This window comes from Bradyrhizobium sp. USDA 4452 (assembly GCF_054063575.1).
In genome coordinates this window covers 2,672,397-2,686,776 of sequence record NZ_JBSSGK010000001.1, presented here as the reverse complement: position 1 = coordinate 2,686,776, position 14,380 = coordinate 2,672,397, and the positions used below count along the sequence as shown (strand labels likewise).

Annotated in this window: 15 protein-coding genes; 5 read left to right on the top strand and 10 right to left on the bottom strand. The window is 65.1% G+C overall.

The window, feature by feature from the left end; genetic code table 11:
* Positions 1–44: 44 nt before the first annotated feature.
* Together ACVISU_RS12885 and ACVISU_RS12880 are read right to left on the bottom strand one after the other, a co-directional pair.
* Complete coding sequence (locus ACVISU_RS12885; protein ID WP_456707179.1) at positions 45–848, bottom strand: isocitrate lyase/PEP mutase family protein; 804 nt, start codon at positions 846–848, stop codon at positions 45–47.
* A 66-nt stretch (positions 849–914) separates the two neighbouring features.
* Positions 915–1,814 (bottom strand): alpha/beta fold hydrolase, encoded by a 900-nt coding sequence (locus ACVISU_RS12880; RefSeq protein ID WP_456707178.1) that lies wholly within the window; start codon positions 1,812–1,814, stop codon positions 915–917.
* Between the two features lie 107 nt (positions 1,815–1,921).
* Here ACVISU_RS12880 and ACVISU_RS12875 point away from each other — a divergent pair, with 107 nt between their 5' ends.
* On the top strand, positions 1,922–2,431 hold the full coding sequence (locus tag ACVISU_RS12875) for a MarR family winged helix-turn-helix transcriptional regulator (protein ID WP_456707177.1): 510 nt from the start codon (positions 1,922–1,924) through the stop codon (positions 2,429–2,431).
* A gap of 22 nt (positions 2,432–2,453) precedes the next feature.
* Here ACVISU_RS12875 and ACVISU_RS12870 read toward each other — a convergent pair whose 3' ends face one another.
* The 3 genes from ACVISU_RS12870 to ACVISU_RS12860 all read right to left on the bottom strand — a co-directional run bounded on the left by ACVISU_RS12870 (position 2,454) and on the right by ACVISU_RS12860 (position 5,456).
* Positions 2,454–3,728 (bottom strand): cytochrome P450, encoded by a 1,275-nt coding sequence (locus ACVISU_RS12870; RefSeq protein WP_456707176.1) that lies wholly within the window; start codon positions 3,726–3,728, stop codon positions 2,454–2,456.
* Between the two features lie 31 nt (positions 3,729–3,759).
* Positions 3,760–5,031 (bottom strand): cytochrome P450, encoded by a 1,272-nt coding sequence (locus ACVISU_RS12865; protein WP_456707175.1) that lies wholly within the window; start codon positions 5,029–5,031, stop codon positions 3,760–3,762.
* Positions 5,032–5,261: 230 nt separating this feature from the next.
* On the bottom strand, positions 5,262–5,456 hold the full coding sequence (locus ACVISU_RS12860; RefSeq protein ID WP_456707174.1) for a hypothetical protein: 195 nt from the start codon (positions 5,454–5,456) through the stop codon (positions 5,262–5,264).
* Between the two features lie 142 nt (positions 5,457–5,598).
* On the opposite strand from ACVISU_RS12860, the gene ACVISU_RS12855 reads away from it, so the two are divergent.
* From ACVISU_RS12855 to ACVISU_RS12845, 3 genes are read left to right on the top strand one after another with little or no spacing between them, the layout of a single operon-like run.
* Positions 5,599–6,744 (top strand): DUF898 family protein, encoded by a 1,146-nt coding sequence (locus ACVISU_RS12855; RefSeq protein WP_456710817.1) that lies wholly within the window; start codon positions 5,599–5,601, stop codon positions 6,742–6,744.
* 4 nt (positions 6,745–6,748) lie between these two features.
* A complete protein-coding gene (locus tag ACVISU_RS12850) occupies positions 6,749–7,873 on the top strand; it encodes a M48 family metallopeptidase (protein ID WP_456707173.1) in 1,125 nt (374 codons plus the stop codon).
* A gap of 46 nt (positions 7,874–7,919) precedes the next feature.
* On the top strand, positions 7,920–8,165 hold the full coding sequence (locus ACVISU_RS12845) for a hypothetical protein (protein WP_050404144.1): 246 nt from the start codon (positions 7,920–7,922) through the stop codon (positions 8,163–8,165).
* A gap of 8 nt (positions 8,166–8,173) precedes the next feature.
* On the opposite strand, the gene ACVISU_RS12840 is transcribed toward ACVISU_RS12845, so the two are convergent.
* The gene (locus ACVISU_RS12840) at positions 8,174–9,322 is read right to left on the bottom strand and encodes an ABC transporter substrate-binding protein (RefSeq protein ID WP_050404145.1); all 1,149 of its coding nucleotides are present in this window, start codon (positions 9,320–9,322) and stop codon (positions 8,174–8,176) included.
* Between the two features lie 361 nt (positions 9,323–9,683).
* On the opposite strand from ACVISU_RS12840, the gene ACVISU_RS12835 reads away from it, so the two are divergent.
* On the top strand, positions 9,684–9,887 hold the full coding sequence (locus ACVISU_RS12835; RefSeq protein WP_050404146.1) for a hypothetical protein: 204 nt from the start codon (positions 9,684–9,686) through the stop codon (positions 9,885–9,887).
* Positions 9,888–10,047: 160 nt separating this feature from the next.
* Here ACVISU_RS12835 and ACVISU_RS12830 read toward each other — a convergent pair whose 3' ends face one another.
* The 4 genes from ACVISU_RS12830 to ACVISU_RS12815 form a co-directional block, all read right to left on the bottom strand.
* Entirely contained in the window at positions 10,048–11,043 is a 996-nt protein-coding gene (locus ACVISU_RS12830) for a LysR family transcriptional regulator (protein ID WP_050404147.1), read from the bottom strand.
* Positions 11,044–11,130: 87 nt separating this feature from the next.
* Positions 11,131–12,162: a MerR family transcriptional regulator gene (locus ACVISU_RS12825; protein ID WP_050404148.1), complete on the bottom strand. Its 1,032-nt coding sequence runs from the start codon at positions 12,160–12,162 to the stop codon at positions 11,131–11,133.
* A gap of 509 nt (positions 12,163–12,671) precedes the next feature.
* On the bottom strand, positions 12,672–13,469 hold the full coding sequence (locus ACVISU_RS12820) for a DUF2927 domain-containing protein (protein ID WP_050404149.1): 798 nt from the start codon (positions 13,467–13,469) through the stop codon (positions 12,672–12,674).
* Positions 13,470–13,562: 93 nt separating this feature from the next.
* Complete coding sequence (locus ACVISU_RS12815; protein WP_050404150.1) at positions 13,563–14,135, bottom strand: L,D-transpeptidase; 573 nt, start codon at positions 14,133–14,135, stop codon at positions 13,563–13,565.
* Positions 14,136–14,380: the final 245 nt, after the last annotated feature.

Genomic DNA, 14,380 nt, shown 5'->3' with positions numbered 1-14,380 from the left:
GCGCAGCTATACCGGATTTGTATACCCGCGCGCGACCTTCGAACTCAGGGGTTCGGCAGCAGGAACCTGCCGTACTGCTTGCTCGCGACGACCGCGGCGGCGGCCTCGCCGATGACGCGCATCGCCGCCAGCATTGGCCACGGCCCAAGGCTGATCCGGCGCACGCCGGCGCGGGCGAGCTCGCCGATCTCGGGAACGCCCCGCGTTACCATGATGTTGACCGGCGCCGGCGACAGTTGAACGAGCCGCTCGATCAGCGCGAGCTCGGTGAGCCCCGGCACAAAAATGCCATCTGCGCCCGCATCCGCATAAACCTTCGCGCGCCGCACCGCTTCATCCAGGCATTGCTCCGGCGAGCCGAATTTCAGCAGAAACGGATCGGTCCGGGCATTGATGAAGAGACGAACTCCGAGCTGTCGCGCAGTGTCCCGCACCGCCCTGATCTTGGCGGCATGCAGTTCGGGGCTGACGAGCTGCCGCTTGCCGCCGAAGAGCCCGTCCTCGATATTGACGCCGATCGCGCCGGCCTTGAGGATTCGCGCCGCCGAACGCGTGGTGGCATCGGGAGTGTCGCCATATCCTGCCTCCAGATCGATCGATACCGGGACTGTTACGGAAGCAGTCATCCGCGACACCAGGCCCTCCACCATGTCGAGCGGGGCATTCTCGCCGTCGGCATAGCCGAGTGCGGAGGCGACCGCACCGCTGCTCGTTGCGATGGCTGGCGAGGTCTTCGCGATCGCCTTGGCGGTCGCGACATCCCAGGCGTTGAACAGGACGAGCGGATCGCCCGTCCTGTGAAGGGCATGAAAGGCTTCGGCGTATTGCTGCTGTGTCGTGGCGTCCATTGCGCGCACTCCCGCTTGGAGAATTTTGAAAGATGTCGCGGCTGAGCGGCCGCTGCCTGCGGGCGCTCAGTCGGCGGCGTGGGTCTTGAACCAGTCCATGATCAGGCCGTTGACCTCGGCCTCACGCTCGAGATGCGGGAAGTGACCGACATCGGGCAGGACGATGCGCTGATGTGGCCCCTTGAACAGCGGCTCTTCCTTGATCGAATAGCGCGCGGTCGGATCGTTGCCGCCATAAATCGTCAGCGTCGGCGTATGCATGTCGTTGATCGGTAGCCGGCCCGCAACTCCGGCATCGACCAGGCCGTTGTAGTATTTCAGCGCCGCCTTCATGGTGCCGGGAGAAGAGAGCGTCTGCTTGACCGAGCGGAGATGCGCGTCGTTCTCTAGGGCTGGCGACCATAACTTCCAGAGGTAGTCGACGAAGGGAAGTCCCTCGATGTTGACCGCCGCGTGCGCGCCGGGCACCGTAAAGAAATAGACGTGGAAGACCGATCGAACGGCATCGGGATCGCTCCTGAGGCTCGGGATCGTGACCGGGTGCGCGGTGTTCATCACCACCGCGGCCTTGATCGCAGACGGCGCCGTGGCCAGCACCTGGAATGTCGAGGTGCCGCCCCAATCCATGCCGACGACGTATGCCCGTCCGTCGTCGCTCAGCGCGGCGATCAGCGCTTCGAGATCCTGTCCCAGCGCGATCGGATCGAAGATGCCGTCGGCCGGAATCTCGGTCGGCGCATAGCCGCGCAGAAACGGCGCGACCGCGCGATAGCCCGCATCCGCGAACACCTGCAACTGCTTGCGATACGACCAGGCATTGTCGGGGAAGCCGTGCATGAACATGACGAGCGGCCCGCTGCCCTGTTCGAGATAGGCGAAGCCCACGCCGTTGGCCTGCACGTATTTCAGGGCGGGTTCGCCGCCGGCGGCATCAGGCGTTGCCAATGCGGTGCTTCGGATCGTCATCGCTCCACTCCATTTTTCGTCGTTGCTATGCTCTGGGATAAATATGTGCGTAGCGCACGTATCAGGTCAAGTTGTTTTTTGTGCGCAGCGCACATATTATTCTCGGCATGGAAAACGGAATCGCCAATCTGCTGGGCGCGCTGTCGCTCGCTGTCATGGATCGTATCGAGCAGGGCGCGCGCGAGGTGGTCGGCCGCGGCGGCGAGACGCCGGCGGCCCTCATCGTCATCGGCTATGGCCAGGGCATGACCAACGACAAGCTGAGGCGGATCCTCGGCCTGTCGCATTCCGGAACGGTCCGCCTAGTGGATCGTCTGGTGTCGGATCGGCTAGTCGAACGCCGCCCGGGCAAGGACGGCCGCGAGGTCGCCTTGCACCTGACTTCGACCGGCGCCGCGGCCCGCAACAAACTGCTGGCGTCGCGGATATCAGCCGTGACGTCGCTGCTCGACGTGCTGTCACCGGCCGAACGCAAGCAGCTGGCGATATTGATCCGCGAACTGCTGGGACGGCAGGACACCTCCGAGATGGATCGCTTCACCATCTGCCGGATGTGCGACGACCGGGTCTGCACCAATTGCCCATTGCCGACCAGCAAGGGCCAGCACGCGCACTAGGCTGGCGCGAACGAAGCGAGGCTCAACCCGGGATGCGCACCGGCAGGTTCTCGATGCCGCGCACGAAGCTGGAATAGACTCGCTTCGGCTCGCCGACCACCTCGATGCGGTCGAAGCGCTTCAGCATCTCCTGCCAGACGATCTTGAGCTGCAGCTCGGCGAGCCGCATGCCGACGCAGCGGTGGATGCCGAAGCCGAACGACAGATGGATGCGAGGCCGGGCGCGATCGATGATGAATTCGTTTGGACGATCGATCACCTCGTCGTCGCGGTTGCCTGAGACGTACCACATCACGACGCGGTCGCCCTTCCTGATCGTCTTGCCGCTCAGCTCGGTGTCCTGCAGGGCGGTGCGCCGCATATGCGCGAGCGGCGTCTGCCAGCGGATCACCTCCGGCACCATGGTGTCGATCAGCGCGGGGTTCTCCTTCAGCTTCCTGAACTGGTCGGGATGCTCGTGCAGCGCCAGCACCGAGCCGCTCATGGTGTTGCGCGTGGTGTCGTTGCCGCCGACGATCAGCAGGATGATGTTGCCCATCAGATTGTCGGGGTCCATGTGCCGCGTGGCGTCGCTATGCGCCATCATCGACAGCAGGTCGTTCCTGGGCGGCGCGTTGACACGTTCGTTCCACAACCTGGAGAAATAGGCGTAGCACTCGTCCATTTCCTGCCGCCGCTGTTCCGGCGAATTGACGATGCCGCTCTTCGGCAGCGCGGTTGAGACGTCGGACCAGCGCGTCAGCTTGCGCCGTTCTTCCCAGGGGAAGTCGAACAGCGTCGCCAGCATCTGGGTGGTCAATTCGATCGAGACGCGCTCGACGAAATTGAAGGTCTCGTTGCGCGGCAGATTGTCGAGCACGCTCGCCGAGCGCTGGCGTATCAGCTTCGCCAGCTCGTCGAGATGATCAGGCGTGAACATCGGCGACACGGTCTTGCGCTGATGGGCGTGCTTCGGCTGGTCCATCGCGATGAAGCTCGGATAGTCGTAGCCGGGCGGCACGTCGCGGATCGAGATGCCGCCGAGCGTGGAGTCCGAGGAGAAGATGCCGTGGCTGGTGTCGACATGCATGATGTCGTTGTACTTCACGACCGACCAATAGGGCTCGATCGGCGCGTTGGTGCAGTAGTGCACCGGCTCTTCCTTGCGCAGCCGCTCGAACCAGGGCCACAACGTGTCGTTCTGGAAGAGTTTTGGTGCGCCGGGATGGAAGTCCTTCAGTGGCGTCGCATAGGCTTCGTCGCGCGCCTGGCGGAGCAGATCGGCCCGGTCGGCACGGATGGCGGTCTGAACGTTCATGGTTCCTTGATCCCGGTTGGCTCGCGACGCATCAGGCGGCGATGCGCACTGGCAGCGTCTCGTAGCCCTTGATGAAGCTGGAATACACCCGCTGCGGCTCCTCCACCACCTCGATGGTGTCGAAGCGCTTGAGGATCTCCTCCCAGATGATCTTGAGCTGCAGCTCGGCGAGCCTGAGACCCACGCAGCGGTGGATGCCGAAACCGAATGAGATGTGGGTGCGCGGCCGGGCGCGGTCGATCAGGAACTCGTAGGGCCTCTCGATCGCCTCTTCGTCGCGGTTGCCTGAGACGTACCACATCACGACCTTGTCGCCCTTCTTGATCTGACGGCCGCGGAACTCGACGTCGGTGAGCGCGGTGCGCCGCATATGGGCGAGCGGCGTCTGCCAGCGGATCACCTCGGGCACGAAACTGTCGATCAGTGCCGGATTCTCGCGCAGCTTGCGGTACTGCTCCGGATGCTTGCTCAGCGCGTAGATGCTGCCGGACAGCGTGTTGCGCGTGGTGTCGTTGCCGCCGACGATCAACAGGATCAAATTGCCGAGGAAGTTCTTCGGATCCATGTTTCGCGTGGCGTCGCTGTGCGCCATCATCGAGAGCAGATCGCTCTTCGGCGGCTGGGCAGCGCGTTCCTTCCACAGCCGTGCGAAATAGGTCGCGCATTCCATCAATTCGGCCTGCCGCTCGTCCTCGGTGGCAACGAGGCCGCCGGCGCCGGGCAGGGTCGTCGCGACGTCGGACCAGCGCGTCAGCTTGCGGCGGTCTTCCCAGGGGAAATCGAACAGCACCGCGAGCATCTGCGTGGTCAGCTCGATCGAGACCTTGTCGACCCAGTCGAACACCTCGCCGCGCGGCAGATTGTCGAGACACTCGGTCGAGCGCTTGCGGATGTTGATGGCGAGCTCGTCGAGATGCGTCGGCGTGAACATCGGCGCCACGGTCTTGCGCTGCGCCGAATGGCGCGGCTGGTCCATCGCGATGAAGCTTTCGCGGCGCAGGTCCGGCGGCACGTCGCGGATGGTAATGCCGCCGAGCGAGGCGGCCGAGGAGAACACCGCGTGGTTGGTCTCGATGTCCATGATGTCGTTGTAGCGGGTGATCGACCAGTACGGACCGAACATCGAATCCTTGCACCAGTGCACCGGATCCTCTCGGCGCAGCCGGTCGAAATACGGCCAGAAGGTATCGGTCTTGAACAGCTCGGGATCGCCGGGATCGTAATCCGAAAGCGGAAGCGTGTTGGCGCGTTCGCGTGCGGCATCCAGATTGGTGCTGTCGACCAGATCGATGGTCCCGTGCATGAGCGGCTCCTCAATCGTTGCGCGCCGGGGCGTCGCCGGCGCGGCATGTTTTACCGAATTACATTCTCATTCCATCGTTTGCGCAAGTGCCCTCAGCGCGCATTTGGCCGCATTGATGCCGGGCCAAAGCGGCCGAATCCGGGCTTTTCGCGCCGATCGGGGGCGGCGGCGTGACGCGGCCTGTTTGAAACGATGTTTGATTCTGGTCCAGCGTCGCGCGGACGGCGCGGCTATTGGCTCGCTGGTTTTTCGCAGGGATAGGTGTCCTGCATGCCCCACAGCAGCAGGGACGCGACCAGCACGTCGCCTTTCGCGCCCCGCTTGTCGGCCGATTTGAGCATGATCTCCTCGGTCTGCTCGGCAGCGGGCGCTTTGGTACGGCGGTGGTCGATGCCCGATCGACGACCGTGCTTCCGGCATGCCATTAAGGCGTGGCCAACCGCACCCCGCCAAAAAATCACCCCGCGATCTCGACCTTGTGTGAAACCTGCATCACACTCAGAGCGACAAAGCTGTGCTCTTTGTAGCGCAGAGATTGTCACGTTTTGGAGCTACCCCGTGAACGATATGAGCTGGACCCCGCTGGGGCCGCCGCAACCACCACCGGTTCCGCCGCCGATGCCGGTGGCCTTTGCAGGAAACCGGAAGGACTTCTTCCGCCTGGTCGCGCGCGGCGCGGGGCTCGAGCTCGTCACGCTCGGCTTCTACCGGTTCTGGCTGACCACCGACATCCGTCGTCACCTCTGGTCGCACACCCAGATCGATGGCGACGCGCCGGAATATACCGGCCGCGGCAAGGAACTGCTGATCGGCTTTCTGGTCGCGCTCGCGATCCTGATCCCGATCTATGTCGGATACTTCCTGATCGGCATCGAGGCGGAGCATCTCAAGGCGTTCGCCTCGCTGCCGCTGGTCGCCTTCTTCTATCTGTTCGGGCAGTTTGCGATCTACCGCGCGCGGCGCTACCGCCTGACCCGGACGGTGTGGCGCGGCGTCCGCTTCTGGATGAGCGGCTCGGGCTGGCTCTATGCGCTCAAGGCCTCGCTGTGGGGCCTCTTGGTCGTGTTCACGCTCGGCCTGGCGCTGCCATGGCGCGAGGCGGCGCTCGAACGCTACAAGATGCGGCATTCCTATTACGGCGATCTGCAAGGCTCGTTCGAGGGCCGCGGCTGGGATTTCTTCAAGCGGGGCTGGTGGCTCTGGCTGCTGATGCCGTTCGCGCTGTCGTCTTACGTGTTTGCCCCGTTCGCCTATGCCGCATTCAAGGCGATCGAGTGGCGCTGGTGGCTGTCGGGCATCCGTTTCGGCGAGGTACGGCTGGAATCGACGCTTCCGCGCAGCGCGCTGGTCGGCCTGTACTGGAAGGTGATCGGCTGGATCGTGCTGCTGTTCGCGGTGTTCGCGGCCTATCTCCTGCTCTGCATCTTCCTCGCCGCCCGCATCGACGGCTCCTCGATCGAGAGCTTCTTCAGGACCGAGGCGTTCGCCAGGAGCATTCCCCTGATCGTTCTGCTCGGCATCGGCTATCTTGCCTTTGCGCTGGCGATGAACGTGGTGATGCGGGTCTATCTGATGCGCGATCTCTGGCTCCGGGTGCTGTCCTCGACCATCGTGCACAACATCGAGGCGGCGGCCAACGTCACCGCGCGCGGCGATCTCGCCAATGCGCTCGGCGAAGGTTTTGCCGACGGCCTCGACGTCGGTGGCTTCTAGCGCCATGGAATCCGATTCCAGCCAGACCAACTCCGCGGCGACGCCGGCTCCTGGCGGCGTCTTCTTCGACGGCCTGTCGAACCGTCGGCGCATCGTCGCGCTCAGACTGTCCGATACGCTGGAGATCAGGGAGGGCGGCGAACTGCTGGGGCGCTGGCCGTTTGCCGACATTCGCCGCGCCGATAGCCCGTCCGGCCTGTTGCGGCTGAGTTGCCTGACCGCGCCGGCTCTGGCGCGGCTTGAAATCCGCGATGCGCAGCTGATCGCGGCGCTGGTCGCGCGCTGCGAGGCACTCGAGGCGGACCTGCCGAACCGCAAGGGCGTCGCCGCGATCGTCGGCTGGTCGCTCGCGGCTGCGGTGTCGATCGTGCTGGTCGTGCTGTTCGGCGTGCCGCTCGCCGCCGAGCGGCTGACGCCGCTGGTGCCCGACGCTTTCGAGCGGCGGCTCGGCGACGTCGCGGAGGCGCAGGTCAAGGTGGTGTTCGACGGCAAGCCGTGCAGCAACGCGGCAGGACAAGCGGCGTTCGCGAAGCTGGTCGGCAAGCTGCGGGAGACCGCGGGCCTCGACAATTCGGTGCAGTCGGGCGTGCTGGCGACCTCGGTGCCGAATGCCTTCGCGCTGCCGGGCGGCAAGGTCTATCTGTTCGACGGGCTGCTCGAGAAAGCGGAAAATCCCGACGAGATCGCCGGCGTGCTGGCGCATGAGCTCGGCCATCTCCGGCATCGCGACAGCATGCGCGAGCTGATCCACAATGGCGGCACCTCGTTCCTGATCGGGCTGTTGTTCGGCGACGTCACCGGCTCCGGTGCGCTCATCTTCGCCTCGCGCTCGCTGGTGACGTCGTCCTATTCGCGCGACGCCGAGACCAATGCCGATAGTTTCGCGATCGAGACCATGCACAAGCTCGGCCGTCCGGCGAAACCGATGGGCGAACTGATGTTCCGTGTCACCGGCAAGGAAGGCGGCAAGGGGCTCTCGCTGGTCTCAAGCCATCCTTTGACCGAGGACCGCCTCGCGCGCATGGACAAGGCCGATGCCGGCAGCCGGCCGAGCGGCCCGCCGCTGCTGTCATCAGCCGAATGGCAGGCGCTGAAGGGCATCTGCGGATCGGGCAGGGGCAAGGTGTGAGGCCGGCGATTTTCTGAATTGGGATTTCGAGAACTGGAGCGATCCCATGCCGCTTGACGACAGATACTGGTTTCCCGCCAAGCGCTACGGCTGGGGCTGGGGACCTCCGAACAACTGGCAGGGCTGGTCGGTTCTGGCAGGATTCGCGGCGCTGATTGCGGTCGGCGCCGCGCTGATCCTCCCGCACGCTCCGGCTCGCTTCATCGCCTATGTCGTCGTGCTGAGCGCCTTGCTCACCGCCGTATGCTGGTGGAAGGGCGAGCCGCCGCGCTGGCGCTGGGGCGGCGACTGACCCAACCGCTACTTCACCAGCCTGAACTTGCCGCCCTCGACCTTGATCAGGAATGCCGACCGCTCGTCATAGCCGTTGTGATCGGTCGGGCTCATCGTCGAGAGGCCGTTGTTCAGATAGACGTCCTTGCCGCGCTCGAGCTCGTCGCGCAGCGCGGCGCGGAATTCCGGCGTGCCGGGCTTGGCCGTCTTCAGCGCGTTCGCCGCCGCCCGCTTGAACAGCGTCACGGCGTCCCACAGATGCGCGCCGAAGATGTTCGGCTTTTGCCCGTTGACCTTCTCGTAGCTCGCCACGAATTCGTCGCGCGCCTGGCGGAACGGATCGTTCGCCGGCAGATCGTCGGCGATGGTGAAGGCCTCGCCGGTGAAGATCGCGCCCTCGACATTGGCGCCGCCGAGCTTGATGAATTCCTCCGACGCAACGCCGTGGGTCTGGAAGATCTTGCCAGCATAGCCGCGGCTGCGCAACGCTTCCTGCGGCAGCACCGCCGGCGTGCCCGCGGAGGCGATGAACACCGCCTCCGGGTTGGTCGCGATCACCTTCAGCGCCTGGCCCATCGCGCTGGTGTCGGCGCGGGCATAGACCTCATGCGTCGTGACGGTGAGGCCGAGCTGAGGCGCCAGCCGCGACACCTCGGCGTAATAGCCTTCGCCATAGCCGTCGGAGACGCCGATATAGCCGAGCGTCTTGATGCCCGATTTGGCGATGTATTTCAGGATCGCCGCCGCCATTAGGTCGTCATTGGGGACCACCTTGAACGCCCAGCGGCGGCGCTCGTCCATCGGGCGCACGATCGCGGTCGCCGCCGCGAGCGAGATGATCGGCGTCCTGGATTCGAAGGCAACGTCGAGCATCGGCATGGTCACCGGGGTCAGCGAGGAGCCGATCAGGATGTCGACGCCGTCCTGGATCACGAGGCGGCGGGCATTCTGCGTCCCCTTGGTCGGATCGGACTCGTCGTCGAGTGCGATGTAGACCACCTTCTCGCCGCCGATCTCCTTCGGCAGCGCGGCGATGGTGCGCATCTGCGGCTGGCCGAGCGCCGAGCCCGGCCCGGATCCGGACACCACGACGCCGACCTTGATGTCGGCCCGCGCGTCCGGCGCGACCAGCAGCGCGCCTGCGAGTACCCAGAGTCCGGCCATCGCCAACTTCATTGCAATTCCTCCCGGTCAAATGCTTTTTGTCGTATGGTGGCCGACGATAGCCAACCGGCCTTCAGTTTGGCATCATACCAATTCCGCCTGATGTGTCTGTCCCCTCCGCGGGGGACATGATCGGCTGCGGGCGGGCGCTGAAACCTGGCGTTTACCACTCCCTTAAAGGCCGTGAGAACCAATTTCCCTAATCGGGCGGCAACGACCTGCTGTTATCGAAGGAGGGGAAAAGGGAGTACGAACATGTTCAGCATCGTTCGGATCCTGGTCTTGATCGCATGTGCGCATGCGGGATCCGCGTACGCGGAAATGCCGTCTGACGGCTCGCGGCCTTTGCAAGCAGTTCACGCAGTCCACGCCGATGGGTGAGCCTCATCCGATCGCGCCCGAGCACGCGCGCGCCATCTGCGAGGAGATCGGCGAGCGGCTGCGCCATGCGCTGCGCGGCGATTACGCCGATCTGCCGCCCAGGCTGCAGGAGCTGATGAACGCACTCGCGCTGCAGGATCATGAGGCGCCGTCGGCGGCGCCGGTCATGGCGCGAGCGTTGGTGGTCGCGGCCTAGAGCATGATCCGGACCGGAACGGCCGCGTTGGCGAAAAGTGCGAACCGGCTTTCCGAAAAGAGCGTGCTCAAACAAAGAGCTCAGGCGCGATGACGCTTCAGTCTGATCTCCTCGCGCTTTAGGCCCCGGTTCACGGTGACCGACCGGCCGCGCCGCCGCCTCACACGTTCTTCGCGACCTTCCGCGTCCGCGTCGGGCCGGCGCCGGCGATCGCCGGCTTGATATTCCACACCGCGCGCACCGCCGTGAAGGCGTGCGCGATCACCGGCTCCTGGCGGCGGGCGGCAAGGCAGGCGAAAGAGAGATCGCAGGTGAGCTTTACCTTGTCGGCGACCACGAACTGATGCGGGCGCGCCATCCGCGGCGCCAGCACGCTGTCGCGCGCGAGGCTGAGGCAGAGGCCGGATTCGACGAAGTCGATCATCGCCTCTTCCTGATCGGTGTAGCCGACGCGCTTGGGTAAGGCGCCGAGCGGACGGAAGATGTCGTCGAGCAGCCGGCGGTGGCCGGAATGCGGCGGTGTCGCGAGCCAGGGCAGCTCGGCGAGTTCCGCCCAGCCCTTGCCGATCACCCGATCCCGCCAGCCGATCGGCGCGATCACGCGGTAGTGGTAGCTGAGCAGCGGCGCCAGCTGGTAGCGGCCATCGGCGATGGTCCGTTCCGCGAAGCTGTGATGGACCAGCTGCTCCGGCGGCGTGGCGTCGACATAGTAGCCGACGTCGAGCTCGCCCCGGCCGACCTGCGCCAGCACGTCGTCGCTGACGCCATGGCGCAGAAACACTTCGGTGCGTTGCGAGGACATCGCAAGGCTGCGCACGAACGGCCCGAGCCGGGTGAACTCGGGGTCGAGGATGGTGCCGACGCGCAGCGTGCCGCGCTGCGCCTCGTTGAGCTGATCCGCCATCGCCTTGAAGTCGGATGCGGCCGCCACCGCCCGGTGCGCCAGCGGCAGCAGCGCGGCGCCGGCCTCGGTCAGCGTGAAGCCGCTCGGCGTGCGGTTGAACAGCAGCAAGCCGGTGCTTTCCTCGAGCGCCTTGAGTTGCAGGCTGACCGCCGGCTGGGTCAGTTTCAGCATCGCTGCAGCACGCGATACAGTGCCTTCACGGGCAACCGTGATGAAGCAACGCAAGGCCTGGGTACGGGGAAGCTCGGTCATTGTGTGGGCTTATAGCACACTTTTTCGCCGTGCATCCGACCTGCGCAGTGCATTGTTGTGTAATTATAATACAACCAATGCGAGAAGTCAGGATGGCCGCCACGCAACCATGCCTTCGGTGCGCGCCCGCACCGCCGGCGAGGCGAGGCAGGTCGCAACCGCCTCATAGCCCGCCGCGCCGGGCACCGGCGTGACGGAGATCGGCACGCTGTGATTGGCGGGGCACAGGATGATCGCTTCATCGTCGCCGACCGCGTCGAGGTCCAGGATCGCGTTGGAGCGCGTGAGGAAGAACAGCGGCCGCGCCGCAGGTCCGCGGCGGCGCAGATGCGCGATCACGGCTTCCTGGCTTGCCGCATCGAGCCCTTGCTCGAGCATGTCGATCACCAGGATGGTGTCGCCGTCGGCTTCGAGCGCGGCGAGCAGGGTGGTCAGCGCGACCGAGTCCACCGCGCCATCGGCGAGCAGGACGGCAAGGCTCGCCTCGACCCTCGCTTTGTGTGCCGGGTCCGCATCGAGCCGCGCGCGAACGGCCGCGCCGCCGCCGGCGGTGCGGTCCAGCCCCACGAAACTGGCGCCGGGCAGCACTTCGGCCAGCCGCTGCGCGAGGCGCGTCTTGCCGCTGCCGAGCGGGCCGACGATGTAGTTCAGCAGTTTGATGTCGTGCAGCTCGAAGCGCTCGCCGCCCCACGGCCACGGCAGATCGAATGCGACGCCGATCCCGGGTCTTGTCCTGACTGCACCGATGAGGTCGTGCGTCGCGGGCATCTTGCCGCGGGCGAGGTCAGCCCGCAGTCGTCGCACCTTGGCGATGCTGTCGCCGGATTGGCGGATGCCCGCTTCGAGCGCGGCCTGGTGCGCGGCCAGCACGCGATCGAGGACGGCGGCGTCGCCGCTCAGGATCCGCGCCACTTCATTGATGCTGAGGCCGAGCCCGCGCAGCGCGACGATCTCGGCGCCGCGCGCCATCTCGGCCGCACCATAGGCGCGCCATCCCGCCGGCGAGCGGGTGGGCGCGATCAGGCCGCGCTCCTCGTAGAGGCGCAGTGCTTTCGCCGAGATCCCGAGCTGCCTTGCAGCTTCGGACGGGCTGAGGAAACGGGCAGCAGGAGCATTCATCGAATCACCTCGCGTTGTCTGACCGCACCTCTATGGAGGCGGCCGCAGGGGCAAGGTCAAGCGGCGAGGGTGGTGATTCCCACGTTGCGAATTGAGCAGTGAGGTAAGCACGCCGGTCAGGCTCCCTCTCCCCTTGCGGGAGAGGGTGGGGAGAGGGGGGCCCCCGGGCGAGATCGATCGATGAGCGCATCGCTCTCGCATCTTGTTCGCTTGTCGTCGCGACGCATACGGAGAGCGCACGTCGCGTGGCACCCCTCTCCCCCAAGAGGGAGCCCTGCTGCCGGTGCTCACCTCACGTGCGCGTTCCGCTTGATTCACAAGCGGTGCAACGTTCTCGATGTCGTCCCTACGAAAGCAGGGACCCATAACCACGAATGGTTGTGGTGAGCAATGTTGGTATGACGAGTTCCCTCAATAACATCCGCCGCGGAGTATGGGTCCCTGCTTTCGCAGGGACGACAGCGGTGTGTGCCGCGAGCGTCTGTGCCCATTGCGGCAAAAGCTCACCCTCACTCCAGATGGTTCACCTTCGCCACCCAGGCGCGGACGTCGGTGAGCACTTCGGGCAGCGCGGCCTTGACCTCCTGGACGTTCATGCCGGGCTTGATGCGGGGATCGTAGAGCAGGTTGAGCAGGTATTGGTCGTAGATGTCGAAAAAGCCCATCGAGACGCTGTCGTTGAACATGGTCCACGGCACCGTCGCAGTGTCGTTGATCGGGCCGAGCGACTGCAGCAGCTCCTCATAGGCGCAGTCGAGGAAGACGAAATCGCCGTTGTCGACGGTGAGGATGACGTCGGAATGCTCGATCTCGTAGTTCTCGTTCTTGCGGAAGCCGGACAGGCATTGCGGGTCGAGCGAGGTGCGGATTTCCTTGGCGCGCTCCTGGCCGTAGAAGGTCGCGATGGTGCGGTTTAGCTCGCGGTCGCGCACCAGCTTGACCACGACATTGGCAGCGTCGTTGTCGTCGGTCATCGCGATGTCAAGATGCTGCACCTTGGCTCGGATGTCGGCGATGACCTTGGCGAGCTGGACCTTGCGGTCGGCACGGTTGCCGTCGGCGAACACGCGCACCGGCCTGTCGTATTTGCGGATGCGGTCGACCCGGCCGGCGAGATGATATTCGGCGCCGAACGCGGTCTTCAGGAAGCCCTCGACGATCTCGGCGTCGGTGAAGACCTTCTTCTCGTTGCGCTGGCGCGCCGCGATGGCCGGTACCTCGGCGGCGGCCGGCACGGTGCTATCGGTGAGGCAAACGGCGAGCGCTGCGGCGAGAAGCAGAAGTATCGAAGGACGATGCTGAGACATTGCGACGACGCTGCCGCAAGGTTTGCGACAGCGCAAGCTGCGATTGACGATCTCGCCGGATGGAAGCGCCTGGTTCCGTCGAAATCGACGCGGTCAGTTCTTCACCACCACGGTGGCGCCGACCGAGACGCGATCATAGAGGTCCTTGACGTCCTCATTGGTCATCCGAAAGCAGCCCGACGAGACCGCCTGGCCGATCGTCTCCGGTTCGTTCGAGCCGTGGATGCGGTACAGCGTCGAGCCGAGATACATCGCGCGCGCGCCGAGCGGGTTCTCGATGCCGCCGGCCATGTGGCGCGGCAGATCGGGGCGGCGGCGCAGCATCTGCGACGGCGGCGTCCAGGACGGCCATTCCTTCTTCGCGGAGATGCGGTGCACGCCGCTCCAGCGGAAGCCGTCGCGGCCGACGCCGATGCCGTAGCGCAGCGCCTGGCCGTTGCCCTGCACCAGATAGAGCCGGCGTTCGGCGGTGTTCACCACGATGGTGCCGGGGGCATAGTTGGTCGGATAGTTGACGGTGGTGCGCGGGATCGGGCTTGCGCCGCCACCGCCGAAGAAGCTCGGGGCTTCGGACTGGTAGCCCCGGGAGTCGAAGAACTGGGCCTGGGCCTGGCCGGCGCCTGCCAGGATCGTGAGCGCGGCAAACATCAAGGCAATCTTGCGCATCGTCGTCGTCCTCGCGAACAATCAAATATTCCGCCAAAAAGGCCACAACCGCCGGCCTTTCGCAAGCGACGAAGCCGTGACTTCATGCACTTTCGAGCAACACGGTTTAAAAAGGCAACAGACCGGAAGCGATAGCTGCATTGTCCCGCCAAACCTTTGACGAAGCGGACGAAGAATGGTTGATCTGGAGCGTTTTCAAGCGAAGCGGAAACCGGTTCGCGTCAAGGAAACGCGGCCAAGCAAAA

Bases quoted from the DNA above. Each gene is read 5' to 3' on its own strand.
- ACVISU_RS12815 (WP_050404150.1), bottom strand. From the start codon at position 14,135: ATGCGCAAGATTGCCTTGATGTTTGCCGCGCTCACGATCCTGGCAGGC.
- ACVISU_RS12865 (WP_456707175.1), bottom strand. From the start codon at position 5,031: ATGCACGGGACCATCGATCTGGTCGACAGCACCAATCTGGATGCCGCA.
- ACVISU_RS12860 (WP_456707174.1), bottom strand. From the start codon at position 5,456: ATGGCATGCCGGAAGCACGGTCGTCGATCGGGCATCGACCACCGCCGT.
- ACVISU_RS12825 (WP_050404148.1), bottom strand. From the start codon at position 12,162: ATGAATGCTCCTGCTGCCCGTTTCCTCAGCCCGTCCGAAGCTGCAAGG.
- ACVISU_RS12880 (WP_456707178.1), bottom strand. From the start codon at position 1,814: ATGACGATCCGAAGCACCGCATTGGCAACGCCTGATGCCGCCGGCGGC.
- ACVISU_RS12870 (WP_456707176.1), bottom strand. From the start codon at position 3,728: ATGAACGTTCAGACCGCCATCCGTGCCGACCGGGCCGATCTGCTCCGC.
- ACVISU_RS12850 (WP_456707173.1), top strand. From the start codon at position 6,749: ATGGAATCCGATTCCAGCCAGACCAACTCCGCGGCGACGCCGGCTCCT.
- ACVISU_RS12835 (WP_050404146.1), top strand. From the start codon at position 9,684: ATGGGTGAGCCTCATCCGATCGCGCCCGAGCACGCGCGCGCCATCTGC.
- ACVISU_RS12885 (WP_456707179.1), bottom strand. From the start codon at position 848: ATGGACGCCACGACACAGCAGCAATACGCCGAAGCCTTTCATGCCCTT.
- ACVISU_RS12845 (WP_050404144.1), top strand. From the start codon at position 7,920: ATGCCGCTTGACGACAGATACTGGTTTCCCGCCAAGCGCTACGGCTGG.
- ACVISU_RS12875 (WP_456707177.1), top strand. From the start codon at position 1,922: ATGGAAAACGGAATCGCCAATCTGCTGGGCGCGCTGTCGCTCGCTGTC.
- ACVISU_RS12840 (WP_050404145.1), bottom strand. From the start codon at position 9,322: ATGAAGTTGGCGATGGCCGGACTCTGGGTACTCGCAGGCGCGCTGCTG.
- ACVISU_RS12855 (WP_456710817.1), top strand. From the start codon at position 5,599: ATGAGCTGGACCCCGCTGGGGCCGCCGCAACCACCACCGGTTCCGCCG.
- ACVISU_RS12820 (WP_050404149.1), bottom strand. From the start codon at position 13,469: ATGTCTCAGCATCGTCCTTCGATACTTCTGCTTCTCGCCGCAGCGCTC.
- ACVISU_RS12830 (WP_050404147.1), bottom strand. From the start codon at position 11,043: ATGACCGAGCTTCCCCGTACCCAGGCCTTGCGTTGCTTCATCACGGTT.